The 23790-nt window shown below is 63.6% G+C and carries 22 protein-coding genes and 1 tRNA gene; 15 read left to right on the top strand and 8 right to left on the bottom strand.

Going from position 1 to position 23790, the window contains the following annotated elements:
* Positions 1–20 precede the first annotated feature (20 nt).
* Positions 21–1190, bottom strand: coding sequence for a 2-methylaconitate cis-trans isomerase PrpF family protein (locus IEV58_RS08275; protein WP_188409280.1), 1170 nt, complete (start codon positions 1188–1190; stop codon positions 21–23).
* Between the two features lie 122 nt (positions 1191–1312).
* Positions 1313–2143: an aldo/keto reductase gene (locus IEV58_RS08270; protein WP_188409279.1), complete on the bottom strand. Its 831-nt coding sequence runs from the start codon at positions 2141–2143 to the stop codon at positions 1313–1315.
* Positions 2144–2374: 231 nt separating this feature from the next.
* On the opposite strand from IEV58_RS08270, the gene IEV58_RS08265 reads away from it, so the two are divergent.
* The 9 genes from IEV58_RS08265 (at position 2375) to IEV58_RS08225 (ending at position 13034) form a co-directional block, all read left to right on the top strand.
* Positions 2375–3643: a glycosyltransferase family 4 protein gene (locus tag IEV58_RS08265; RefSeq protein WP_268235571.1), complete on the top strand. Its 1269-nt coding sequence runs from the start codon at positions 2375–2377 to the stop codon at positions 3641–3643.
* A complete protein-coding gene (locus IEV58_RS08260) occupies positions 3631–4530 on the top strand; it encodes a dTDP-4-dehydrorhamnose reductase family protein (RefSeq protein WP_188409277.1) in 900 nt (299 codons plus the stop codon). Before IEV58_RS08265 ends, IEV58_RS08260 begins: the two co-directional genes overlap by 13 nt.
* A gap of 164 nt (positions 4531–4694) precedes the next feature.
* Entirely contained in the window at positions 4695–5834 is a 1140-nt protein-coding gene (locus IEV58_RS08255) for a UDP-N-acetyl glucosamine 2-epimerase (protein WP_188410234.1), read from the top strand.
* Positions 5831–6793, top strand: coding sequence for an NAD-dependent epimerase/dehydratase family protein (locus IEV58_RS08250; RefSeq protein WP_188409276.1), 963 nt, complete (start codon positions 5831–5833; stop codon positions 6791–6793). Before IEV58_RS08255 ends, IEV58_RS08250 begins: the two co-directional genes overlap by 4 nt.
* 3 nt (positions 6794–6796) lie before the next feature.
* Positions 6797–7915, top strand: a complete 1119-nt coding sequence (locus tag IEV58_RS08245) for a glycosyltransferase (RefSeq protein ID WP_188409275.1) — start codon at positions 6797–6799, stop codon at positions 7913–7915.
* Positions 7912–8814: a glycosyltransferase gene (locus tag IEV58_RS08240; RefSeq protein WP_188409274.1), complete on the top strand. Its 903-nt coding sequence runs from the start codon at positions 7912–7914 to the stop codon at positions 8812–8814. The genes IEV58_RS08245 and IEV58_RS08240 overlap by 4 nt, the downstream gene beginning before the upstream one ends.
* Entirely contained in the window at positions 8811–10343 is a 1533-nt protein-coding gene (locus tag IEV58_RS08235; RefSeq protein ID WP_188409273.1) for a hypothetical protein, read from the top strand. Before IEV58_RS08240 ends, IEV58_RS08235 begins: the two co-directional genes overlap by 4 nt.
* A gap of 18 nt (positions 10344–10361) precedes the next feature.
* Entirely contained in the window at positions 10362–11678 is a 1317-nt protein-coding gene (locus IEV58_RS08230; RefSeq protein ID WP_188409272.1) for a lipopolysaccharide biosynthesis protein, read from the top strand.
* Between the two features lie 96 nt (positions 11679–11774).
* The gene (locus tag IEV58_RS08225; protein ID WP_188409271.1) at positions 11775–13034 is read left to right on the top strand and encodes an Hsp70 family protein; all 1260 of its coding nucleotides are present in this window, start codon (positions 11775–11777) and stop codon (positions 13032–13034) included.
* Positions 13035–13038: 4 nt separating this feature from the next.
* On the opposite strand, the gene IEV58_RS08220 is transcribed toward IEV58_RS08225, so the two are convergent.
* Positions 13039–13452 carry a winged helix-turn-helix transcriptional regulator gene (locus IEV58_RS08220; RefSeq protein ID WP_188409270.1) on the bottom strand — a complete coding sequence of 138 codons (414 nt, stop codon included), beginning with the start codon at positions 13450–13452 and terminating at the stop codon, positions 13039–13041.
* 115 nt (positions 13453–13567) lie between these two features.
* Between IEV58_RS08220 and IEV58_RS08215 the strand changes: the two genes are divergently transcribed.
* On the top strand, positions 13568–14320 hold the full coding sequence (locus IEV58_RS08215) for an SDR family oxidoreductase (RefSeq protein WP_188409269.1): 753 nt from the start codon (positions 13568–13570) through the stop codon (positions 14318–14320).
* An 88-nt stretch (positions 14321–14408) separates the two neighbouring features.
* On the opposite strand, the gene IEV58_RS08210 is transcribed toward IEV58_RS08215, so the two are convergent.
* The 5 genes from IEV58_RS08210 to IEV58_RS08190 all read right to left on the bottom strand — a co-directional run bounded on the left by IEV58_RS08210 (position 14409) and on the right by IEV58_RS08190 (position 19127).
* Positions 14409–14485: transfer RNA gene (locus IEV58_RS08210), tRNA-Met, on the bottom strand.
* Between the two features lie 54 nt (positions 14486–14539).
* Positions 14540–15247: a class I SAM-dependent methyltransferase gene (locus IEV58_RS08205; RefSeq protein WP_229729284.1), complete on the bottom strand. Its 708-nt coding sequence runs from the start codon at positions 15245–15247 to the stop codon at positions 14540–14542.
* Positions 15244–16422: a tRNA 2-thiouridine(34) synthase MnmA gene (gene mnmA, locus IEV58_RS08200; protein ID WP_188409268.1), complete on the bottom strand. Its 1179-nt coding sequence runs from the start codon at positions 16420–16422 to the stop codon at positions 15244–15246. Before mnmA ends, IEV58_RS08205 begins: the two co-directional genes overlap by 4 nt.
* 122 nt (positions 16423–16544) lie before the next feature.
* Positions 16545–17234 (bottom strand): flagellar hook assembly protein FlgD, encoded by a 690-nt coding sequence (locus IEV58_RS08195; protein ID WP_188409267.1) that lies wholly within the window; start codon positions 17232–17234, stop codon positions 16545–16547.
* 18 nt (positions 17235–17252) lie between these two features.
* The gene (locus tag IEV58_RS08190; RefSeq protein ID WP_188409266.1) at positions 17253–19127 is read right to left on the bottom strand and encodes a flagellar hook-length control protein FliK; all 1875 of its coding nucleotides are present in this window, start codon (positions 19125–19127) and stop codon (positions 17253–17255) included.
* A gap of 295 nt (positions 19128–19422) precedes the next feature.
* Between IEV58_RS08190 and sciP the strand changes: the two genes are divergently transcribed.
* From sciP to fliN, 5 genes are all read left to right on the top strand, one after another.
* The gene (sciP, locus tag IEV58_RS08185; RefSeq protein WP_188409265.1) at positions 19423–19701 is read left to right on the top strand and encodes a CtrA inhibitor SciP; all 279 of its coding nucleotides are present in this window, start codon (positions 19423–19425) and stop codon (positions 19699–19701) included.
* 367 nt (positions 19702–20068) lie between these two features.
* The gene (fliF, locus tag IEV58_RS08180) at positions 20069–21712 is read left to right on the top strand and encodes a flagellar basal-body MS-ring/collar protein FliF (RefSeq protein ID WP_188409264.1); all 1644 of its coding nucleotides are present in this window, start codon (positions 20069–20071) and stop codon (positions 21710–21712) included.
* Between the two features lie 7 nt (positions 21713–21719).
* Positions 21720–22763, top strand: coding sequence for a flagellar motor switch protein FliG (fliG, locus tag IEV58_RS08175; protein WP_188409263.1), 1044 nt, complete (start codon positions 21720–21722; stop codon positions 22761–22763).
* Positions 22763–23404 (top strand): FliH/SctL family protein, encoded by a 642-nt coding sequence (locus IEV58_RS08170; protein WP_188409262.1) that lies wholly within the window; start codon positions 22763–22765, stop codon positions 23402–23404. The genes fliG and IEV58_RS08170 overlap by 1 nt, the downstream gene beginning before the upstream one ends.
* Positions 23401–23763, top strand: a complete 363-nt coding sequence (gene fliN / locus IEV58_RS08165; protein ID WP_188409261.1) for a flagellar motor switch protein FliN — start codon at positions 23401–23403, stop codon at positions 23761–23763. The genes IEV58_RS08170 and fliN overlap by 4 nt, the downstream gene beginning before the upstream one ends.
* Positions 23764–23790 lie beyond the last annotated feature (27 nt).

Below are 23790 nucleotides of genomic sequence, written 5' to 3'. Positions count from 1 at the left end.
CATCATCGCTTCGTGCCGGATCACTCCGGCACGAAGACATAGCCTTCCATGATGCGCCGGGCTGTGCGCGACACCGTCGCCCGCTTCACCTTATAGCCACCGTCGACCTCTTCCAGCTCCGTCTCGGTCTCGATGACGCCGGCGGGATGGCCGATCCTGACCTCGCGGCGGTTGCGCAGAGCCGTCCGCGCCTCGGGCCGCGTCATCTCATAGACGAGCGTACCCGGCACCTGGCTCGCGACCCCGGTGCAGGCCGTGCTGGTGGCGGCATATGCCTTGTGCATCTGCTGCATGAACATCAACCGCGAGACCACATCGACATCATCGGCCGAGATCGTGCGGTCGGCGATAGCATCGTGATAGTCCGCTGGCTCGCTCACCATGCCGATCAGCGGAGTTGCCGGGCTTTCATGCCGCGCCGCTTCCGGCGAGGAGACCATGCCCATGCGGAAAGCGCCCGCGCCGCGGATCTTCTCAAGAAGCGCGATCAGCGGCTTATTCTGGTCGATCTCCGCCGCCGTTTCCGTGCCCTTGATGCCGAGATCCCTGGCGCGCACGAAGACATGGGCGTTGCCGGTATCGATCAGCGTGACCTCCACCTCGCCGAAGTCGGGGATGGTGAGGATGTCGGTCGGATTACCCGTGGGCAGAAGCGCCCCCGTGGTGCCGCCGGCAGTATCGGAGAAATCCACCTGGATGCGAGCGCCCGTTCCCGGCACGCCCGGCACCACATAGTCCCCCGCCTCCAGAGGCCTGCCGTTTTCCACTGGCACTTCGATGGTCAGCACGCGATCGAGGTTGGTGTTGTAGCAGCGCACCGAGGTCAGCGGTGCTGTCGGCACCACCATTCCCTCGTAGATTGCAAAAGCGCCGACAGCGGCCGAGATATTGCCGCAGAGGCTGTACCAGTCGATGTCGGGATGGGCGATTTCCACCTGCCCGAAGGTGTAGGTGATGTGGGTATCCTTCGCCCGCTCCACACCCTGGCGCGCCGGTCCGATGATGGCGAGCTTGCTGGTGAGGGGATCCGCGCCGCCAAGCCCGTCGATCTGGCGTTTGTCGGGTGAGCCGAAGACCTGAAGGATGGTTTTGGTCCGCGCTGCCTCGTCCTGCGGCAGATCGGCTTCCTTCAGGAACACAGCCTTGCTGGTCCCACCCCGCATGATGACCGAACGTAACGGGCGACCCATGATTCCTCCGACAGCTTTGTTATCTGCTCTGCAGAATTGTCTACAGTCAACGCAACGCAGTTGCAATGGCGGCGCAACTTGTGAGGTCAAAGGCGCGACGCGGGCCGCCATTGACCTTGCTCTCAGAATTCCGCAGTCACCGGATTGGGACCGATCCGGCCATCCCGGCTGTCGAGCCCCTCGATGGCCTTGAGATCTTCGCCATCGAGCTTGAACCCGAACACATCGAAGTTCTCTTTGATCCGGCTGGGCGTCACCGATTTCGGGATCACGACCAGCCCGTTGTCGATGTGCCAGCGGATGATGACCTGTGCCGGCGTCCGCCCGTGCTTCTTCGCGATCGAGGTGATCGCCGGATCAGCCAGCAGCGTGCCCTGACCCAGCGGGCTCCAGGACTGAGTGGCGATGCCGCGTTGCGCATGGGCTTTGCGGAGCGCCCGCTGCTGAAAGCGCGGATGAAGCTCGATCTGGTTGAGAACAGGTGTCACGCCCGTCTCGCCGATCAGGCGGTCGAGATGTTCCACCTCGAAGTTGGAGACGCCGATGGACCTGGCGCGGCCCTCCTCCTTCAGCCGCAGGAAGGCCTTCCAGCTATCCACATAGGCTCCCCGCGCCGGCGACGGCCAGTGGATGAGGTAGAGGTCAACATAATCGAGGCCGAGCCGCTTGAGACTGGCATCAAAAGCCCGCAGCGTCTTGTCGAATCCCTGTTCGTCATTCCAGAGCTTCGTGGTGATGAAGATGTCCTCACGCGCCACGCCTGAGGCCTTCAGCCCCTTCCCCACACCGGCTTCATTCTCATAGATCGCGGCCGTGTCGATGTGCCGGTATCCGGCCTTCAGCGCGGTGTCGACCACCGCGACGGCGGTATCATCAGGCGTTTTCCAGACACCGAGGCCGATCTGCGGGATGGAGCGGCTGTCGTTCAAGGTGACGATGGGTTGGGAGGTCATGCGATGATCCTTGCTGCACATGCTGTGTTGATAGCAGGGATATAGGCGCCATCGACGCGGACGGGAGGGCTGGCGGTCATCTCATCCGGGTAGTTTTCCCCACCGGTGCTTTCAGTTTCCCGTGTGGCGGTTGACTTCAAGCGACGGGCTGGGGCATGCCAACTTGGTAGCATCCGCACTGATAATGCACTGCCACACAGAAGATCCGGCAGAAAAGATTGAGGGTCGATCATGGTAAACTGTAGGCCCTCAGAACAATCGGGGCTTACGCTCGATCTGCTAGTTGTTTCCCAGTATTACGATCCTGAAAACTTTATTATAAATACTGTCTCGCAGCGGCTAGCGGCCTTGGGCCACAGGGTCAACGTCCTGACCGGCATGCCCAATTATCCCACGGGACGGCTCTTTCCAGGCTACCGGGGGTTCGCACCGCGCCGGGAAGCACAGGGGCGGGTCGGTGTTTTCCGCGTGCCGATCATCCCCCGGGGCAGCTCGGCAGTCCAACTGGTCCTCAACTATCTCTCCTTCGCGGTTTCAGCGAGTGTCGCTGCGTTTCTTTGCCGGCCACGGGCCGACCTCGTCCTCGTTTTCCAACCGTCCCCGGTAACGGTTGGCATACCCGCGCTCGTGGTGAAATGGCTGAACGGCGCACGTCTGATCTTCTGGGTGCAGGACCTATGGCCGGAAAGCCTGGCCGCAACGGGCGCAACGCGCAGCCGCATGATCATCGCCACCGTCAGGCGGCTCGTGCGATTTCTCTACCGCCGGTCGGATATCATCGGCGTTTCCTCACGCGCGTTCGAACAGCCCGTCCGGTCCCTGTCGCCGGATGCCGACGTCCGCTACCTGCCCAATCCCGCCAACCCGGAGCCGCAGGAGCCATCGGACGCGCCGCATGACGAGCAGAAGCATCTCCTGCCGGCCGGGTTCCGCATCCTCTTCGCCGGCAACTTTGGTGCCGCTCAGGGCCTCCACACGGTCCTCGACGCCGCGCACCGCACGCGCCATCTGCCCCACATCAAATGGATCCTTGTCGGAGATGGCCGCGCAGGCCCGGCGCTGCGATCGCGGATCGAGATAGAGAAACTGGAGGACACCGTCTTCATCACAGGGCCTTTTCCCCAATCAGCCATGCCGAACCTGCTCGCGCAAGCGGACGTCCTGCTGGTGGCCTTGCACAAGGATCCGCTTTTCGCGCTCACGGTACCATCCAAGCTGCAAACCTATCTCGCGGCAGGCAAGCCCATTCTGGCAGCGACCGACGGCGAAACCGCGCGCATCGTACGTGAGGCCGGTGCCGGTATTGCTTGCCCTGCGGGGGATGCCGAAGCGCTCGCCGAGGCTACCATCCAGATGTCACTGCTCGACGCCACCGCGCGTCAGGCCATGGGAGGTGCGGGGCGCACCTATTATGCCCGCGAGTTCGCCCTCGACCAGATCGTCGCGCGAATCGAGGGCTGGCTGACCGAACTCGATGGAAGCCGAAGATGCGCATCCTGATCCTCGGCGGTGACGGAATGCTCGGGCATCACCTGCTGTCCGAATTCGAAGCCACGCATGATGTGGCCGTGACGCTGCGCCGGCCGTTCCGGGATTATCACTGCTTTGGCTTATTTGCGCCGGAGCGCAGCTTCTGCGGCGTCGACGCACGCTCCTTCGACACCATTGCGCGGGCTGTCGATGCCTTCGAGCCAGAGGTCGTGATCAATGCCATCGGTCTCGTGAAGCAGCGTGACGATGCCAATGACAGATTATTGGCCATAGAGATCAATTCCATGCTGCCGCACCGGCTGGCCGCGCTGTGCCGGACACGAGGAGCGCGCCTCATTCACATCAGCACGGACTGCGTATTCTCCGGGCGGCGCGGGCTCTACCGTGAAGCGGATGTCGCCGATGCCGAGGACATCTATGGCAGGACCAAGCTCCTCGGTGAGGTCTGTGATCCGGGCTGCCTCACATTGCGGACCTCCTTCATCGGCTACGAATTATCGCGCAAGCGCAGCTTGCTTGAATGGCTGCTGGCCCAACGCGGACAGATCCGTGGGTTCACCCGTGCGGTCTTCTCGGGCCTGACGGCGCACGAGCTCAGCCACGTCCTGCGCCTGATCGTCGAGCGCCACCCCTCGGCCTCCGGCCTTTATCACCTCGCATCAAGACCGATCGACAAGTTCCGCCTGCTTACCCTCATCAAGCGCTCGTTCGGCCTGCCGATCGAGATTATTCCCGATGAGGGCGTGGCGGTGGATCGCAGCCTGGACGGAAGCCTTTTCAATGAAAGGTTCAGCTATCAGTCGCCAAGCTGGGAGAAAATGATTGCCGATCTCTGTCATATCCAAGCCGATCACTCCGCCGTCTCGCCCTCCCTGAGATACCTGCGGCAGCCTTAGTCGGCCCCCGCCACATCACTATCGAGATGGCCAAGAATGCGCCCAGATGGAACATTGAACGAGCTCATGATGTCCGATACGGAAATGCCGCCGACGGTCCGTCGTAGCGCTTGCTTTGCGGTCCCTGTCCTCAAGGCTCTAGAACGTTCTGGTGTTTCGTGCCGATGAAAGTCGTCACGCTGGTCGGCACGCGACCCGAGATCATCAAGCTGAGCCTCATCGCTCAGGAGCTGGACCGGACGTGCGACCATGTCCTGGTCCATAGCGGCCAGAACTTCGATGACGAGCTCAGCGGCGCGATGTTCCGCGACCTCGGCCTTCGCAAGCCGGACCATTTCCTGGATGCGGGCGGCACAACGCCCGCGCAGATGATCGCGCGCGTCATCGAGCGGTTTGACGATGTTCTCGCGGTCGAGCAGCCCGATGCCATGCTGCTGCTCGGCGACACCAACACCGGCCTCGGCATCATCGCCGCCAAACGTCGGAAAATCCCCATCTTCCATATGGAAGCGGGCAACCGTTGCTTCGATCAGCGCGTGCCGGAGGAAATCAACCGGCGCATCATCGACCACACCAGCGACGTCAATCTCACCTATACCGAGCATGCGCGCCGCTATCTTCTGTCCGAGGGCCTCAGGCCGGAGACAGTCATCAAGACCGGCTCGCCCATGCGGGAGGTTCTCGATCATCACCGCCAGGCTATCGCAGACTCCACCGTGCTGAGCGATCAGGCGCTCGAGGCCGGCCGCTATTTCGTTGTCAGCGCCCATCGCGAGGAGAATGTGGACATGGAGGAGAACCTGCGCGGTCTGATAACCGCGCTCGATCTTCTCATCCGGCAACATGGAATGCCGGTGCTGGTATCTACCCATCCCCGCACAGGTCAGCGACTGGCGGCCATGAATCTTGGCCGGCTCAACCCTCTCATCCGTTTCGCCCAGCCATTCCGGTTCTTCGATTACGTGAAGCTGGAAATGAACGCCGCCTGTGTCATCTCCGATAGCGGGACCTTGACCGAAGAAGCCTCCATTCTTGGCTTTCCCTCCGTCATGATCCGCAATGCGCACGAGCGTCCGGAAGGCATGGACGAGGCGACAGTGGTCATGAGCGGGCTTGCTCCAGACAGCATTCTGGCAGCGGTTACGCTGGCGATGCAGCAGCATGAACGCGGGTTCCGGCCGCGCCTCGTCGAGGATTATGCCGCCGATCTGGTATCGACCAAGGTGGTCAGGATCATCTTCAGCTATGCCGGCTACGTGCGGCGGACCGTCTGGCGCGAGGCCGAACGGCTGGCGGCGCCGTGATCAGCGCGCGCCAAGCGGACATCCAGGCAAGGGCTGACGATCAAGGCAGCGTCGCCGTGCTTGGCGCCAGCGGGATGATCGGCCGGGCACTGGCCGAACGCTGGCCGGCCGGCGGCTGCCGGCTCCGGCTGCTGTTTCATCGCACGCGGCCGCAGTGGCAGAGGCGCGATCATGTTGTGTCGCACCGCGTCGACCTGCAATCGGCGGATGATCTGCTGCGGGCGCTTGATGATGCAACCGTCGTGATCGATCTCCTGCGCCCAGTCGGCGACGGCTGGCGCATCCGGGCCGCCGAATGCCTCGGTGAGGTGATCAGGCGTTCAAACGTGCGGCGTGTTCTCCATGCGAGCAGCATCGATGTATACGGTGCCTGCAAAACCGAACTCGTGGATGCGGATACGCCGCCGGAGCCGGTATCGGACTATGCCCGTGAACACCTCGCGGCCGAACGGCTCGCGGAAAGCAGGTCCGTTCCAAGCAGCGTTCTTCGACTGGGCGCCGTCTTTGGCCCCGGAAGCAAGAACCTCGCCTCGCTGGCGAGCGAAACCGCCAAGGCGCCAGCATGGCGCCTCGCGGCACGACGCTCGCTGAACGGCACGCGCCGTCTTCATCTCGTCAGCCTGGAGACAGTCACCGAGGCGATCCTGACCCTCATCGGGACGGCAGACACGCCGCCGCGCCTTGTGATCACGGATGATGCCGCGCCCACCAACAATTTCGCCTACGCACAGGACCTCCTGATCGCGGCATTGCAGCGGCCTTCCGTCGCCTCCACGCCGGTCCTGCCCCGCTCGGTGCTCCATGCCGTCCTGGCGTTGCGCGGCTACCCGCCTGCGCTTGCACACCGGCGTTTCTCCGCCACGGGGCTGCCGGAGGTCGACAGCACGGCGATAGCGTATTTCCCCGAGCGATTGAAGGCCTATATCGACGCGCTCACGGCGCATCTTCGGAGCGGGTGACCTGTGAGGATCCTTCTCGTCACCATTTCGCTGCACGGGCAGCGCGGCGGCGGTACGGCGGAACGCACGCGGCAACTTGCCCTGCATCTCACCGCTCTCGGCAGACAATGCACTGTCGTGGCGATGGAGGATGGCGCCCATGCCCAGGCGCTGCGTGCCGCGGCTATCCCCGTGCACATCACGGGTTATATCCGATGGAAATTCCACATACCGCTCGTTAATCTCGCCGCTCTCTACCGGCTGGTGAAGTGGGCAGACCGCGTGCACATTCTTGGGTACTGGAATCTCCTGTCGGTTGCGAGTGCCTGGGTGGCGCGGGCTTCAGGCCGGCCCTATGCCTTGTCGGCGGCTGGTGAGTTCACCGCGCTCGAATGTCCCCGACCGGCGAACGTCTGTTTTCACCGGCTTTTTGGCATCGGCATGATCAGGAACGCGCGCTCCATCATCGCCATCACGCCTCTGGAGCGTGATCAGATCGGAGCCCGTTTCGGTCATTTCGCCCCGCCGATCGCCGTCATTCCCAACGGCGTGACGATCTCGCCTGCCCCCGCGCGACCGGCAACCTTCGCGACCAGAACGGCGCTGGTCTTCATCGGGCGGCTTGCTCCCATCAAAGGACCTGATCTGCTGCTCGAAGCCTTCGCACTCATCGCCGATCGCTACCCGGATGTCGAACTCATCCTGGCCGGCCCCGACTTCGGGCTCGCCGCTCAGCTCTCGGCCCGCATCGCAGAGCTAGGTCTTGAAGAGCGTGCCTCACTGGTCGGCTTTGTCGACGAAGAGACTCGAAACAGGCTCCTCGAACGCGCGCTGCTCGTGTGCATACCTTCGCGCGCCGAAGCCATGTCGCTTATCGCGCTGGAAGCCGGCGCAGCGGGACTGCCGGTCCTTCTGACCGATCAATGCGGTTTTGACGAGGTCGCGGCGGTGGGGGGCGGCACCGTTGTACCGGCAACTGTCACCGACCTGAGCGAAGGGCTGGAAGAGCTTCTGGCCGAACGCGAGACGCTCGGCGCCAGGGGGCAGCGGCTGCGCGATCACGTCGGCGCACACTATGCCTGGCCGAAAGTTGCGGGGCTCCTCGACCAACACCTTTCAACGCTCGGACCTGTGCCGCGATGACTGGACCGCCCGTCTCCGTCATCATTCCCGTCTTCAACGGCCGTGCGTTCATCCAAGACGCCATCGAGAGTGTTCTGTCCCAGGACTATCCGGCACTCGAACTTATCGTCGTCGACGATGGCTCCACAGACGACACGATCGAACTGGTTCGCCCGTTCCTGCCCCGTGTCACACTGCTGCAGCAGCAGAATGCCGGGCAGAGCGTGGCGCTGGCGACAGGCTGGGCCCAGGCTTCCGGCATTCTGCTGGGATATCTGAGTGCCGACGATCTGTTGCGCCCCGGGGCCATCACGACGATCGCGAAAGCGCTGACGGACGCGCCGCAGGCGGTTCTCGGCTATCCCGACTTCGGCCTCATTGATGAAACCTCACGCGCCACCGACCAGGTCATCACGCCGGATTATGACGAACGGCGGCTCATCGGGCAGTTGCATTGTCTGCCGGGCCCCGGCGCCCTGTTCCGCCGCGACGCCTATGAAAGGGCAGGTCCCTGGGATCCGGGCTTGCGACAGATCCCCGACCTCGACTTCTTCCTGCGGATGGCTCTGCTTGGCCCTTTCGTCCGGGTGCCCCATGTTCTCGCGGACTATCGCATCCACGCAGGCGCGACCACCTATCGTCCAGCGACGCCGGACCGTGCGGATGAGCCGCTACGCGTGGTGGACCAATACTTCGGCCGGACGGATCTGCCGGACCGCATCCGCCGCTATCACCGCGAGGCGAAAGCCAACGCGCTGCTTCTGTCCGGGGTCATGCACGGCCGCTCGCTCCGCCCGCGATGCGCCACGAGCCGTTTCCTCCGTGCGTTCCTCGCCGATCCGCGCGTGCTGCCCACCCGAAAAACCCTCGGTTTCATCGCGGACTCCGCCGCCGCCAACCTGAAGCGAACCCGCCGTTGAACAAGATTTTCTCCACCGTGGCGTCACAGCCCGCACTCCTGCGCCGTCTTCTCGCAGCGAGCGCGGCAACGGCAGTCGTCGTCGGATCCGTTCCGGCCATCCTGTCCTATCCGGGCGGCACCTGGCAGGCGGTCCTGTTCTGTCTGATCTCCGGTGGGCTATTGCCTCTCGCCACCCTGAACCTCCATTCGCCGTTCAGGGTGCTGACCGCACTGTTCCTCGCGCTCGGCTTCTGGGCCAAGTTCGTCGCCCACTTCGCCGTTGGCGCCGCATTCATCGAGCCCATCGGAAACTTCGCGGGCACACCCGCGGCCTGGGATCAGGCGCTCACGATCGCTTCCGCCGGCCTGGCGGGCGTGGTGGCGGCTCTTGTCTGCATGCCGCGGCTTGAGCCCCGGCCTCAGCCGGCAGGTGGCGGTTCGGCCGACCTCCTGGTGCGCTTCGGTGTTGCGATCCTGGTCATTTCATCCGTGCTTGCCCTGGCCGTTTTTGCTTTCAATTACGGCTATGCGATCCTGCGCATCGGCTTCGTGCCGAAGCTCTCTCTGCATCCGTTTCTCTACGTTCCGGTCGCCTTCGCGGTCAGCTGGGGAATCCTGCTGTGGCTCCTCGGTCTTACGTGGTGGCTCATTGAACGAGGGCGGTTGCCGCCGTCGGCCCTCGTCTACATCGCTGCGGCTGAAGGGGCGCTTGCAACCCTTTCCATGGGCAGCCGGGTGCAGATGATCCTGCACGTGCTGGCGGGGCTGTTCGCCCTGGGGTGCGGAATGCGGTGGCGGGGGTGGCGTATCTCCATCACGGGCCTGCTGAAACTCGCCGTCATCGTGGCCCCGCTCTTCATAGGCACCCTTCTGCTCGTCTCTGTCGATCGCGCGATTTCCTTCGCCGAGGCGATCGCGACCGTACCTGCCGAGACGGCAGGGCAGACCACCGCGCCTGGAAACGCTGCGCCTTCTAGGGACGCCGCTCCCATCGACGCGGAGAAAAAACGCGAGATGGCCGTCGCATCGAGCCTCCGCACGATCCCTCATGAGATCAGCCGCCTCTTTGTGATGCGTTGGGTCGGCCTCGACGGTGTTCTGGCCACCGTTGCAGACGACGAATTGGGCATGCCGCTGTTGCGCCGCGCTGCACTGGAACAGCCCGCCGTCGGGGTCGATGCCATCTATCAGAAGATGTCCGGCTCTCCTTACGCACGGCTGGACAAATTCGTCTTCATGACCATCCCCGGTCCGGTCGCCGTCGCGGCCTTCAGCGGCAGCGCGGTCCTTTGCTTCCTCTTCATGGCCGCAGCCGTCATGGCCGGAACGTTGATCGAAGGCCTGGCTGGCCGGCTGACCGCTAATCCGGCAATCGCGGCGGTGGCCGGCGTTGCGATGGCCTATCTCCTGGTGCAGCTGAACTTCCCGCGCACCCTGTTCTTCTTCGTCATCGAACTTCTTCTCGCGGTCTTTGCCGTGAGCCTCTTCGCCCGCGTCATGAGAACACCGGCAGGCCGGATATCTCCAACAGTTCCCCTCGCGCGCTAAGGCCGGGGCGAGGCACGCATGGCATTGCTGCGAACCAGCACCATCGCCCTGAGCGGCCGAATGCTGCAGCTGTCGCTCGGCACGGCGATCGCCCTGCTTCTCCCCCTGCTGATCTCGCCGGCAGAACTCGGCACCTATTTCCTGTCGCAGGTTGCCATCGCCGCCGGTGCCGTCCTCGCCCAATCCGGCCTGACCCTCGCCTTGCCGGCGCTGATTGGCGAGGCGATCGCCCGGAATGATTCGGGCAAGGCCAGAAGTCTTTGCCGAACCGCCATGCTGCAATGCCTGCTCGCCTCGGCGGCCGTATGCCTCATCGGCCTGCTGCTGGTTCGCACCTGGCCTGCCGGCGCTCTCGCATCACTCGGCATCGACGGGCTTGTTCCGGTGGCCATTCTCGCCATCATTCCCTTTGCCGCCCTTTGCGCCGTGCTTACCGAGATGCATCGCGCATACCGCGACATCACCTTGGCTTCGCTGCTGCCGAACGCCCAAAGCGGCGGTGTCGCAGCGATCACTCTCCTGGCATTTCTCCTCGCCCTGCGCCCGAGCGTCACACAGCTGCTGTTCGCCGGTCTCGCCGGCCTCGTCGTGGCGGTGATGATCGGCGTCGGTGCCCTGCTGCGGCGGGCTGAGCTGCGCACACCGGTGAGCAGGCATCCTGTCGGTATCGCCCACCTTGCTCTCAGCACCTGGCCCGCCTTCGTAACCAGCGTCGGCGGACTTGTGATCTCTCTGGCCGACCAGACCATCGCCGGGATCATCGGAGGCGCTGTCGACGCCGGTCATTATGGCCTCGGACTGCGCCTGTCGGCCCTGCTCACATTGCCGCTGGCCATCGTTAATGCCGCCATCATGCCGCAAATCGTTTCGCTCTGGGCCAAGGGCCGCCGGCGACGCCTGCAATGGCTCCTGGTCTCCTCGGCCACGACGGCCAGCCTCTGCGCCGTGCTCGGCTTTGGAGGTCTGGCGATCTTCGCTGTGATCGGGCCACAGCCCGTCTGGGACGCGTCCTATGAGCCGGCGCTCCTCGTCGGCGTGATCCTTGGATTCGGCCAGCTCGTCCACACGCTCGGCGGCTCCAGCGGCTATCTCCTCCTGCTGCTGGGCCACCAGAAGACCTTCATGTGCCTGTCGTTGACGATCGGCGGCCTGGCCATTGTCCTTGCGAGCATGGCCATGGCTGAGTGGGGCATCGTCGGTCTGGCTGCGGTGATGGCCGGAGCGAACATCATTCAAACGCTCGCCTGCTGCGTGATGGCAAACCGGTTGCTTGGCCTGAAGAGCCACGCTTCTCCTATCAGTCCGCTGCGGGTGTTCCGGCAGGCGGCGGAGTAGCGGACAAGAGGGTGGGGATTGCCTCCCGCGCTTGTTTCGTCCGGATTGATGGCCTATCGACGCCGTCCCACGCATTCCAGACAGGCGCCTTCCCCAATGAGCCACATCTCTGCCGGCATCGATTTCGGCACATCTAACTCGACCGTCGGCCTGACGGCACAGGGAAGCACGCGGCTCGTTCCGCTCGAAGGCGGGCACAGCGTCATGCCGAGCGCCCTGTTCTTCAACTTCGATGATGATTGCTCCTATTTCGGCCGCTCCGCCGTCGCGCATTACACCGATGGCGTCGATGGACGCCTGATGCGGGCGCTCAAAAGCGTGCTCGGGACATCGCTGATCGGCGAGAAAACCCGCGTGAAAGCGCGCACCCTCACCTTCTCGCAGATTCTCGCGATCTACATCGGCCACCTGAAGAAGCGGCTGGAGCAGGAAAGCGGCTGTGAGGTGGCCGACGTCGTCCTCGGCCGTCCCGTGCATTTCGTCGACGAGGATGAGGCGGCCGACCGCAAGGCCCAGGACGAGCTTGAAAAAGCCGCACTCAGCCAGGGCTTCAGGAACATTCTCTTCCAGTATGAGCCGATCGCCGCGGCCCTCAGCTATGAGCAGCGGGTGACGCGGGAGGAACTGGCGCTGGTGGTGGACATCGGCGGCGGCACCTCGGACTTTTCCATCGTTCGGGTGTCTCCGGAACGGGCAAAGGCCTCCGAACGCAAGAACGACATTCTCGCCAACACCGGCGTGCACATCGGCGGCACGGATTTCGACCGGCAACTGAGCATGGCTCAGGTCATGCCGCACTTCGGTTACGGCACGCGAACGAAGGACGGCAAGCGCGAGCTGCCATCCGGCCCCTATTTCGATCTCGCCACCTGGCAAATGATCAACATGCTCTACAACAACAAGGCGATGGCGGAGCTGCGGGAGATCCGCTACGAGGCCGCCGAACCCGGTCTTGTCGACCGGATCATCGCCGTGGTTGAGCAACGCCGCGGCCATGAACTGGCGGGCCGTGTCGAGGAAGCCAAGATCAAGCTCTCCGAAGAATCGGAGATCAAGCTGGCCCTACCCTTCCTGAGCGATCTGGCACCAATCACGCTGACCCGCGAAACCTTCGACACGGCCATCGCGCGCTCGGTCGGCCGCATCCGCACGACCATCGCCGCGACAGTGGAGGCCGCTGGCGTGGCGCCGGACCGGATCGGCACGGTCTTCTTCACCGGCGGCTCGACCGGCATTCCGCTGGTGCGCCGCGCGGTGCTCGAGTTCTTTCCCGGCGCGGCTGTGGTGGATGGCGACATGTTCGGCAGCGTCGGCTTCGGCCTCGCCCTCGATGCGAGCCGCCGCTTCCGATCCTGAACCGTCAGCCCTTCGCCCGCTCGTCGAAGGCCTGCCGCGCGCGATCCACCTCTTCCAGGTGTTTTGCGGCCCAGATCCAGACGCCGCAGAAGGCCTCGCTCAGACTGAGACCAAGTTCCGTCAGCCTGTACTCCACGCGCGGCGGGATAACGGGGTGGATGGTGCGTATCAGCAGCCCGTCGCGCTCCATCTGGCGCAGGGTCTGCGTCAGCATCTTCTGGCTGATGCCGCCGACGAGATCGCCAAGCCGGGAGAAGCGCTGCTCGCCGTGTTCGGTCAGAACCTCCAGGATGATCAAGGTCCATTTGTCCGCGACCTTGCCGATCAGATCCTTCACCAGCGCCTCGACGCGCGGATCGAGATCGTCGGGATAGGCATCGTGCGCGGCGGGCGATGCCACGGCAGAAGGCAAGGACATCAATTACTCTCCTTTTGGTAAGTACCATTATTTCTGGTGCCTACTTTCGATAAGAGAGTGACACGGTATATCAGTTCCCACAAGCATCGATCCGCAGCAAAAGGGAACAGCCCTCATGAACATCTCCGGCAACACCATCCTCATCACCGGCGGCAACTCCGGCATCGGCCAGGGCCTCGCCGAAGCCTTTCACAAGGCCGGCAACAAGGTGATCATCGCGGGCCGCCGCCGCGAGGCGCTGGAGGCGATCACCGCCGCCCATCGCGGCATGTCCGCCGACGTGCTCGATGTGGACGACGCCGAGGCGATCAAGACCTTCGCCGCGAAGGTGATCGCCGAGCACCCTTCCCTCAACGTCGTCATCAACAATGCCGGCATCATGCGCGACGAGGATCTTTTGGCAGATCCCCTCGATCTGTCCGATGCCGAGGCCATCATCACCACCAACCTGCTCGGGCCGATCCGTCTGACGGCGGCCCTCTTGCCGCATCTGCGCCGCCAGCCAAAGGCCACGGTCATGACCGTGTCCTCCGGCCTCGCCTTCGTGCCGCTGACGCGCACGCCGACCTACAACGCCACCAAGGCCGCGATCCATTCCTGGAGCCAGTCGCTGCGCCATCAGTTGAAGGACACCAACGTCGAGGTCGTCGAACTCGCACCGCCGGCCGTCGCGACCCCGCTACAGCCCGGCCACGACACCAACCCGAACTCCATGCCCCTCGCCGACTACATCGCCGAGGTCATGGCGCTGATCGAGACCCAGCCAAATGCCGAGGAGATACTGGTGGAACGCGTGAAATTCCTGCGCTTCGCCGAAGCGCGCGGCGATTACGATCAGGTCTTCAGCCTGCTCAATCAGCTGCACTGACCTGAAAAGGCGGCGCGGAACACGCGTCGCCAGATCTCATGCTCAACATGAGGACTTCCGAACAAACCATTTATTTCAAAGGGAAGATTGGTAGCGGAGGAGGGACTCGAACCCCCGACACGCGGATTATGATTCCGCTGCTCTAACCAGCTGAGCTACTCCGCCACGGCGCAGTCGCGACCGTCACGGGCGCGATATAAGGAAGGCGGCATCGCAGTGTCAAGCGAAGGAAGCGCCCGCTCCGTCGTTCGGCACAGGCGGTGCTGCCGCCTTCCGCCGGAAATGCAGCAGCGTGTAGATGCCAAGAGCGCCGATCGGCACCCGATCGATGAGCTCAAGGTCGGGGCAGCCCAGCACACGTTCCATGGGAAAATCAGGATGCCAGCCCAGCGAATGCGAGAAAGGCGCGATGCCCTTTTCGATCTTGGCGCGCACCCCCTCCTCCGCCACGAAATGATTGACGAGGATCACATCGCCGCCGGGCTTCACAAGCCGCGCCATCTCCTGAAGCACGCCTTCCGGATCGGGCACCACGGTGATGAGGTACATGGCGACCGCCATGTCGAAGCTGGCATCGGCAAAGCCGGTCTGCGTCGCATCCATCACGGCAACGCCCGTCACGTTGGAAAGCCTCTGCCCCGTCACCCGCTCCTGGGCTTTCATGAGCATGTCATGGGACAGGTCTATGCCTGTGACCGTGACCTGCTGGCCGTAGGCGGGAAGCGCGATGCCGGTGCCGACACCCACCTCTAGCAGCGTGCCGGTGCGGCTGTTGATGATCTCCAGCGCCTTCTGGCGCCCCTTGTCGAAGACCGCGCCGAAGACGAGGTCATAGACGGGTGCCCAGCGCTTGTAGGCTTTGCGAATGGCACCGTCGTCGAGATTGCGGCGCACAGCGGCTTTGTCCTTGAGAGCGGCGTCAGTCATGCAACATTGGCTTCCGGCAGAAGGGAGCGGGTCTGCGCGGCAGACATCGTTTCAGTTGAATCGATGATGCCACCACCAAGAACGCGCGCGCGGTCCAAATTGTTCTCGTAAATCACGCAGGCCTGCCCCGGAGAGACGCCTTCTTCACCGCCCATGATCTCAACCGAAGCAATGCCGTCACGGAAGAAGAGCTGGGCCTCCACGGGCGAGCGGGTGGAGCGCACCCTCACGGCGACCGGCATCCCATCGTCGGGCAGATCCGACAGCGCGCCGTCGCCGATCCAGTTCATCTCGCGCAGCGTCAGGCTTGCCGCCGCGAGATGCTCGCGCGCGCCGACGATCACCCGCCGCCTGACCGCATCCATCCTCACGACATAGAGCGGCTCGCCCGAGGCGATCCCCAGCCCTTTGCGCTGGCCGATGGTGAAATGCATGATGCCGTTGTGGCGGCCGAGAACGCGGCCATCCACATGGACGATGTCACCCTCCTGCGCCGCATCGGGCCGCAGTTTGGCGACGATGTCGGTGTAGCGGCCATGCGGCACGAAGCAGATGTCCTGGCTGTCAGGCTTTGCCGCGACCCCAAGGCCAAACTCCTCCGCCAACTCACGTGTCGCCGTCTTCGGCAGATCGCCCAGCGGAAAGCGCAGCAGCGAAAGCTGCTCCGGAGTGGTGCCGTAGAGGAAATAGCTTTGGTCACGCGAGGAATCGGCGGCGCGGAAAAGGCCGCGCCCGCCGGGCACGGCGCGGCTCGCCACATAATGGCCGGTGGCAAGCACCGCCGCGCCGAGGTCCCGCGCTGTCGTCAGAAGCTCGGTGAACTTGATGCGCTGGTTGCAGTCGATGCAGGGGATCGGCGTCTCGCCCTCCGCGTAGCTGGCGGCGAAGCGATCGATCACCGCCGTACGGAATCGGGACTCATAATCGAGGACGTAATGGGGAATGCCGATCTGTTCGGCCACCAGGCGCGCATCGTTGATATCCTGGCCGGCGCAGCAGGCGCCCTTGCGGTGGATGGCGGCGCCGTGATCGTAGAGCTGGAGGGTGATGCCGACCACGTCATAGCCTGCCCGCGCGAGCAGCGCCGCGACGACGGAGGAATCCACACCGCCGGACATGGCAACCACAACGCGGGACGAAGCGCGCGGGCCGGGAAGGTCAAGATCAATATCCATAACGTCAAAGCAAAGTGTGGCAGCCAATGGCCGCGATGGCGCGCAAGATATGCCTTCGACCGACAATGATCCAGTCCCGGCCGAACGCCAGGGCAAAAACGCCCACCTCCGTGAGCGTATGATCAGGCTGCCGGAGCCGTTGCGGTCTGTTTGGTGACGGTCTTCACCAGGCTCATGGGAACCAGGAGGTCACCGATCTTGAGCACCGGCTCAGAACCGGTGAGGTCGATGCCGTCAACCGTTCCCATGATGTCGGTGCTGGCGGAGATCGCCTTGCTGTTCTCATCGAAGGCCCGAACCGACAACCGATAGATGCCCTGCCCAGCCTTCCCGTTGGTGGAGAGATCGCCGTTCCAGGTGTATTTCGCCGATGTGCCCGACATGCTGATCTCATCGGTGTAGACCACGTTGCCGTTGACATCGAGCACCTCAACCTGGACGCGGGAGGCATTGCTGGCGGTGCTGATGTTCCACTCGGCCGTCTTACCGTCGAACAAAGTCGAGGAGCCCTCGGCCACTACCTTGGCTCCGAGGAAGCCGACCGCATCGGAGACCTTATTCGATTCGGACATGGCGAGCAGTGCGCTCAAGGTCGTGTTGGTCTGGATCTGCTGTTCCACCGAGGCGAACTGCACCAGTTGCTGGGTGAACTGGTTGGTATCAAGCGGATCGAGCGGGTTCTGGTTCTGAAGCTGGGTGGTCAGCAGCAGAAGGAACTGATCGAAGTTCTTGGCGATGGTCGCCGAGGCGTTCGACGTGGTGGACGTCGAGGAAGACCTTGTGCCGGGAACGGCGCCTGAAACATCAGCCATGACACCCTACTCCTAACGCTACACGCGAATATCGAGGTTGGACGTATCCGAGACGCCCGGCCGTGGCGCGGGCGCGGCGATCGGCGCGATCTCGTCCTGCACCGGGCTTACCGTTACCTGGGCGATGTCCTGCTGGAAGGACCGCGCATTCTGCTGGGACCCGCCGCGATCATCGCGCAGGCTCATTGAGATTCCATTGGGATCGGACTTGAAACCTGCTTGTTCCAGCGTTCTTTCCAGGTTGCGCTGGTCGGCGCGCAGCAGGTCCAGAGTCTCGGAACGCTCCACGATCAGATGCGAGCGCACATTCCCGGACTTATCGACATCAAGCCGCACATCGATGCGGCCAAGTTCCGGCGGATCAAGCCGGATTTCGAAACGACTGGCTCCCGCCCGGTGTTGCGCCACCATTTCAGAGGCCACTGCCAGTGTCGCGGCCATCGGCATGTTTCCACCGGCGAACTGCGGTGTTGCCACCTGCTGTCCTTGCGTCACGCCAGCGGTCGCCGTCGGAGCCGCATTGAGGCTCTCCGGCAGTTGGATATGCTGAGAGGTTGGGTTGCCGGCACGTGCCTCGGCCGGCTGACGGCGGGCAAGGGCGTCGATGTCGGCACGTGGCCGCTCAACCCTGCCTTCGGTGCCTTGCGCGCGGTCACGCCCATTGGCGGCACCCTCACCCTGCCCCTCGCCCTCTGCGATGGCAGCCTCCGCCGCATCCTGCGGCGTTTGAGGCGCCGTGAAGGGCTTCATGGCGGTCGAAGCCACTGCGTCCTGCCGTACGACCGGCGAAACAGCGATATCCTCGCCCTGCGCGCCGGCGCCCCGGATGGTCAGGGTGGCCGCCGTCGCGGCAGCTGCCGTCACCTGAGTCGTGTTGGACACCTGACCCGCGGTTTCTTCATTGGCAGCAGCTGCGGCCGCAGCCGGATCGCCATTGGTTCGTACCGGCGTGGTGGTTGTGGTTGTGGTTGTGGTTGTGGTCGGCGCAGGCGCCGCCTCCCCTCCCGCCTCAGCATCGGCAGCCGATGCGGGGGGCACGGGCTGGGTCGGCTGCGTGGGCGGCGTCGGCTTTGCCGGCTCGGCTGGCAGGTCCGGCTCAGCCGTCCCGCTCTCCACCGGAGCTTTCACCACGGTTTTAAGCTCGGTGGCGAGTTCGGCTTCGGTCGGTTGACGCACCGGCTCGACCGTTACATCTGCGGCAGTCTCCGATGATGCGGCCGCCTGCCCGTCCTGAGAGCCCTGGGCCTGTTCGGACGGGGCGGCCTGATCGGTCACCGGCACCGCCGATCCCGGGGTCATATGCTGCGCCACGCCCGAGGCTTCGGTGCGCACGACGTCGGCAAGGCCTTTGCCTGGCCCGGTAGCCGTGCCTGTGCCGGCATTTGCGCCCGTACCGGCGCCCGCGCCTGCACCACCGAGACCGGCCGGCGATGTGGATTCACCCGCAACTTCCGGATCGGCGCTGGTGTTGGTGTTGGTGTTGGTGTTGGTGCCGGCCTCCACCACCACCGGAATCTCACCCTGGGGAGGCGCCTTCTTGATAAAGCCAGCGCCAGCCGCCGCGGCGGCTTCCGCGGACAGGCCGTTGGAACGCACAGCCCCATTGAGAGGCTCGGCGGCAACAGGCGGAACGTTCGGCACCACAGGCGCGACCGGAACGGCGGGAGCCACCTGGGCTACCTGATCGCTCGCGGTCACATCAGCCGCATCCTTGCCCGCAGGGGCGGCGGCGGCATCGGCCACCTCCTCATTCAGCATGCCGGCAAAGGCGCCGGAGGATGAGCTGGTGCTGTCGGCCTTGGACGATGTTCCTGCCTTCTGCGTGGCACCAGACGACATCGCGTTGACGCCGGGAGACGCAGGCATGGCGAAATCAAAGGGCATAGATGGCATGCTCGGGTACCTTTCCGAGCCTTACCAAAGCAAGAGCCAAGCCAACTTTCGGCGTGATTTTTTACCTAACTATTTCAGGGCCTTAAGCCAAGAGACAGAATCTCTGCCTGAACCTCGGTCGGCAAAAACTGCCCCGGCACCGGCATGAAGGTACCGCTCCGCCTCGCCGCGAAAAACCGCGCGCCTATAGGGAGATTCGGAGATAGATGCAAATCACCAAAACAGCTTAGGTAAATCTTAAGCCGTCGGATCTAGGGTTCTCTTCGGTTTGGTCAGTCGAAGTGTGAGAGTACCCATGACCAAGACGTCACGTCTGATGGTGAAATATGTGATCGGTCCGGACGGAAGTCCGCTGACGATCTCGGATCTGCCTCCCCCGCAGACCAAGCGCTGGGTCATCCGGCGCAAGGCTGAGGTTGTGGCAGCTGTAAGAGGCGGCCTTTTGAGCCTCGAAGAAGCATGCGAGCGTTACACGTTGACGGTCGAAGAATTCCTGTCGTGGCAGGCGTCCATTGAAAGCCATGGTCTGGCCGGGCTCCGCACGACGCGAATCCAGCAGTACCGCCTCGCCTGACGCGCTCGTCGCCTCAGAGTGAACATCCCTTCAAAACGCCGGCCCATGGGCCGGCGTTTTGCGTTTAAGCCTTGACCCAAGCGGCGGGATGAGACCGACCCGCCGCCTGGCAAAGCGTTCAGCGACGCACGGCTTGAGACTGCTGATCCAACCCCAAAGCGACACCGCTTGGAGTGAAAGCTCGCAGCTTATGGTAAATGGCCAGTTAACAAATCCGGAAAAATCTGCCGGGCACCTTCCCATCCCGGGACAGGCCTTAAGAGAATTTAGTCCTTTTTCGCCCATATTAACCACTCGTTTACCGCATGGCAGGCAATTCTTGCCGGGTGAGTTGAAGCGCGGCTTCAGGTTTTCGGTAGGCGGGATCGTGGGCGGATTTGTTAACTTCTTCCGGACTCTCGGCACGGCCCGTCTCATGGCCATGGCCGTGGTCACTCTCGCGCTGGTCGGCTTCTTCGCCTTCGTCACCCTCAGGTTGACGACACCGACCATGGCACCGCTGTTCACGGACCTCACCATCAAGGACAGCGCCGCGGTCACCCGTGAGCTCGATGCCCAGGGAATTGTCTACGAGACCCGCCTGGACGGCGCTACCATCATGGTGCCGCGCGAGGACATCGCCCGCGCCCGCATGCGCCTCGCCGAAAGCGGCCTGCCCGCCGGGGGCAACGTCGGCTATGAGATCTTCGACAAGGGCGACAGCCTGTCGGCGACAAGCTTCCTGCAGAACGTCAACAAACTGCGCGCCATGGAAGGCGAGCTCGCGCGCTCGATCTCTTCACTCAACCGGGTATCGGCCGCACGGGTTCACCTTGTCATGCCCGACCGTCCGTTGTTCCGCCGCGATGCGCCGGAGCCTTCGGCCTCCATCGTGCTGCGCGTTCAGGGTGAACTTGGCGCCGAACAGATCCGGGCGGTTCGTCACCTCGTCGCCTCGGCCGTGCCAGGCCTGAAGACAGAGCGTATCTCCATCGTCGACGAAAGCGGCCGCCTACTCGCTTCCGGCGATGGGCAGACCGATCCCTTGATGAACGGCTCCACCGACGAGCGCGTAGTCGCGGTGGAAACGCGGCTGAAACGGCAGATCGAAGGCATCCTTGAAAGCGTCGTTGGACCCGGACGGGGGCGCGCCGAGGTCCGTGCCGAGCTGGACCTTTCCCGCGTCACCCAGACCTCCGACAACTTCGATCCGGAAAGCCGCGTCGCTCGTTCCACCCAGACGCGCGAGGAAACCAACCAGAGCCTGGAGCAGAACGAAGGCGTCACGGTCGCCAACGAACTGCCCAATGCCGATGCGACCGGCCCCAACCAGCCGGCCAATCAGGAAAATTCCACCAAGACCGAGGAAGTCACCAACTACGAGATTTCCCGCACCACCCGCACCCAGGTGCAGGAACCCGGCAGCGTAAAGCGGATCTCGGTCGCGGTGCTTGTGGACGGCATCTATGGCACCGGGCCCGAAGGCGCCGTGACCTATACACCCCGAACGCAGGAGGAGCTTGATCGCATCGCTTCCCTGGTGCGTTCGGCCATGGGCTACGACCAGCAGCGCGGCGACCAGCTCGAGGTGGTCAATCTGCGCTTCGCGGAGGGGCCCAGCAATGATCTTACGATTGAGCCGCAGAGCCAATGGCCGTTCGGGCTCACCACTGACAACATCATCCGTGCCGCCGAGACGCTGGTGCTCCTGCTGGTCTGCCTGATCGTCATCTTCGCGGTGGTCCGCCCGCTGATGCGTCGCATGTTTGCTCCCACGGAACTGCCGAAGCCGGAGGGCCAATCGTACCTTCCCTCGCCCCTTCCTATGGCGGGTGCGGGTGAGGCTCCCACAGCCGCAGCTGACGAGGGCGCCCTTTCGGCGCCTCCCTCCAATGCATCGCGCATGGTCGAGATGGCCCAGGTCAACGGCAAGGTCCGTGCCCAGACGCTCGAACAGGTCGGCAAGCTTGCCGAAGAGAACCCCCAAGAGACTGTTGCCATCATCCGGCAATGGCTCAGTGAACCCGCGTGATTAAGACATGGCATTAGCAGCACAGCCCCTCGCGAATCCTGCAGGAACTCCGCCGAAGCTGAACGGAGCGAAACGGGCGGCACTCCTGATGCTGAGCCTGGGCGAACAGTTCGGCTCGGAGATCTGGCGCCATCTGGATGATGACGAGATTCGCGACATCTCCCATGCCATGGCGACCCTTGGCACCGTGGAGGCGGAGACCGTCGAAAACCTTCTGGTGGATTTCGTTTCCATGATGTCCGCCTCCGGCGCCGTGATGGGCACGCTTGATTCCACCGAGCGCCTGCTGACCCAGTTCCTCCCCAAGGACCGGGTCAATGAGATCATGGAAACTATCCGTGGTCCGGCCGGCCGCAATATGTGGGAGAAGCTCTCCAACGTGCAGGAGCAGGTTCTCGCCAACTACCTGAAGAACGAATATCCGCAGACGGTGGCGGTGGTGCTGTCGAAGATCAAGTCGGAGCACGCCGCCAAAGTGCTGGCGATTCTCCCTGAAGATTTCGCGCTTGATGTCATCGGGCGCATGCTCGGTATGGAATCGGTGCAGAAGGATGTGCTCGACCGGGTTGAGCAAACCCTGCGTTCCGAATTCATGTCCAATCTGTCGCAGACCAGCCGGCGCGACGCACATGAACTCATCGCCGAGATCTTCAACGCCTTCGACCGCCAGACCGAGACCCGCTTCATCACCGCGCTGGAGGAGGACAACCGCGAAAGCGCCGAGCGCATCAAGTCGCTGATGTTCACCTTCGAGGATCTGATGCGGATGGATGCGGCCAGCGTCCAGACCCTGCTGCGGGCGGTGAACCGCGAACAGCTCACGGTGGCACTGAAGGGCGCCAGCCAGACCATGCGCGAATTTTTCCTCAAGCATATGTCGCAGCGCGCCGGCGCCATACTGGTCGACGACATGTCGGCACTCGGCCCCGTGCGCCTGCGCGATGTCGATGAAGCGCAGAGCCAGATGGTGGCCACGGCCAAGGACCTCGCCGCCAAGGGAGAGCTGATGATCTCCAAGAAGAGTGGCGGCGACGACGAGTTGGTGTACTGATGGCGCGCCCGGTTCCTTTTCACTTCGGTCGGGATTTCAAGGCGGCGGAAGAGCCCGCTCCCCAAGTGAAACCCACCATCGACCTGGAACAGCACAAACGTCTTCTCGCGGATGCCGAGGAGACGGGTTTCGCGCGTGGCCTCGCGGCGGGACGGGACACCACATTGCAAAGCCAGACCGCCCGAATCGCCGATACCTCCGAGCGCCTCTGCAACGAGGTGGCACAGATCCTGAGCGAGATGGATGCGCGGCAACAACAATACGAGCGCGAAGCGATCGAACTTGCCGTGACGCTTGCCCGAAAACTCGGTGGCGCCGCCGTCCTCCGCTTCCCTCTGGCGGACATCGAGGCGGCCGCGGTCGAATGTTTCCAGGAAACGCGGACCGCGCCTCACGTCGTCGTCCGCATCGCTCCTGATATGGTGGAAGAGGTGGAGAGCCGCCTGACCACCATCGCTGCCGAAAAAGGCTTCGCCGGGCGCCTCATCGTGCTGGGCGAGCCGGAAATCCAGCCCGGCGACGCCCGCTTCGAATGGGCGGACGGCGGCATCATCCGCGACGGCGCCGCCCTTGATACGGCCATCGCCAATGCCGTCGCCCATTACCTTCGCACCACCCCTGCCGCGGAAGACCCGTCATGAGCAACACCAACGACAGTGGCGTCCCTCTGCCCGATCTGAAGCAGGGCAGCCCCACCCAGATGCGACAGCCCAAGCCGCAGGCCGGCCTGGAACCCACCGGTGACGACCCGAAGATGGCCCAGGATCTGGAAACCGTCCTCGACGTTCCTGTGCGGGTATCGGCGATTCTCGGGCGCACCAAGATCGACGTCGGCCAGCTCATGCAGATGCGGCCAGGTCTGGTGCTGGAGCTCGACCGCAAGGTCGGCGAAGCCATCGACATCTACGTCAACGACCGCCTCGTCGCGCGCGGCGAGGTGGTGCTGGTGGAAGACAAGCTCGGCGTCACCATGACTGAAATCATCAAAGGCGGGAAATGATGAACGTCCGTTTCGGTAACAGGAGCC

The sequence above is a fragment of the Agaricicola taiwanensis genome, from assembly GCF_014635245.1.
Taxonomy (GTDB): domain Bacteria; phylum Pseudomonadota; class Alphaproteobacteria; order Rhizobiales; family Methylopilaceae; genus Agaricicola; species Agaricicola taiwanensis.
Note: the sequence above shows the minus strand (reverse complement) of the source record. Positions and strands in the feature narration are given on the sequence as shown.

Bases quoted from the DNA above. Each gene is read 5' to 3' on its own strand.
- IEV58_RS08260 (WP_188409277.1), top strand. From the start codon at position 3,631: ATGCGCATCCTGATCCTCGGCGGTGACGGAATGCTCGGGCATCACCTG.
- sciP (WP_188409265.1), top strand. From the start codon at position 19,423: ATGACCAAGACGTCACGTCTGATGGTGAAATATGTGATCGGTCCGGAC.
- IEV58_RS08230 (WP_188409272.1), top strand. From the start codon at position 10,362: ATGGCATTGCTGCGAACCAGCACCATCGCCCTGAGCGGCCGAATGCTG.
- fliN (WP_188409261.1), top strand. From the start codon at position 23,401: ATGAGCAACACCAACGACAGTGGCGTCCCTCTGCCCGATCTGAAGCAG.
- IEV58_RS08205 (WP_229729284.1), bottom strand. From the start codon at position 15,247: ATGACTGACGCCGCTCTCAAGGACAAAGCCGCTGTGCGCCGCAATCTC.
- IEV58_RS08265 (WP_268235571.1), top strand. From the start codon at position 2,375: ATGGTAAACTGTAGGCCCTCAGAACAATCGGGGCTTACGCTCGATCTG.
- IEV58_RS08255 (WP_188410234.1), top strand. From the start codon at position 4,695: ATGAAAGTCGTCACGCTGGTCGGCACGCGACCCGAGATCATCAAGCTG.
- IEV58_RS08215 (WP_188409269.1), top strand. From the start codon at position 13,568: ATGAACATCTCCGGCAACACCATCCTCATCACCGGCGGCAACTCCGGC.
- IEV58_RS08275 (WP_188409280.1), bottom strand. From the start codon at position 1,190: ATGGGTCGCCCGTTACGTTCGGTCATCATGCGGGGTGGGACCAGCAAG.
- IEV58_RS08240 (WP_188409274.1), top strand. From the start codon at position 7,912: ATGACTGGACCGCCCGTCTCCGTCATCATTCCCGTCTTCAACGGCCGT.
- IEV58_RS08225 (WP_188409271.1), top strand. From the start codon at position 11,775: ATGAGCCACATCTCTGCCGGCATCGATTTCGGCACATCTAACTCGACC.
- IEV58_RS08170 (WP_188409262.1), top strand. From the start codon at position 22,763: ATGGCGCGCCCGGTTCCTTTTCACTTCGGTCGGGATTTCAAGGCGGCG.
- IEV58_RS08195 (WP_188409267.1), bottom strand. From the start codon at position 17,234: ATGGCTGATGTTTCAGGCGCCGTTCCCGGCACAAGGTCTTCCTCGACG.
- mnmA (WP_188409268.1), bottom strand. From the start codon at position 16,422: ATGGATATTGATCTTGACCTTCCCGGCCCGCGCGCTTCGTCCCGCGTT.
- fliG (WP_188409263.1), top strand. From the start codon at position 21,720: ATGGCATTAGCAGCACAGCCCCTCGCGAATCCTGCAGGAACTCCGCCG.
- IEV58_RS08190 (WP_188409266.1), bottom strand. From the start codon at position 19,127: ATGCCATCTATGCCCTTTGATTTCGCCATGCCTGCGTCTCCCGGCGTC.
- IEV58_RS08270 (WP_188409279.1), bottom strand. From the start codon at position 2,143: ATGACCTCCCAACCCATCGTCACCTTGAACGACAGCCGCTCCATCCCG.
- IEV58_RS08220 (WP_188409270.1), bottom strand. From the start codon at position 13,452: ATGTCCTTGCCTTCTGCCGTGGCATCGCCCGCCGCGCACGATGCCTAT.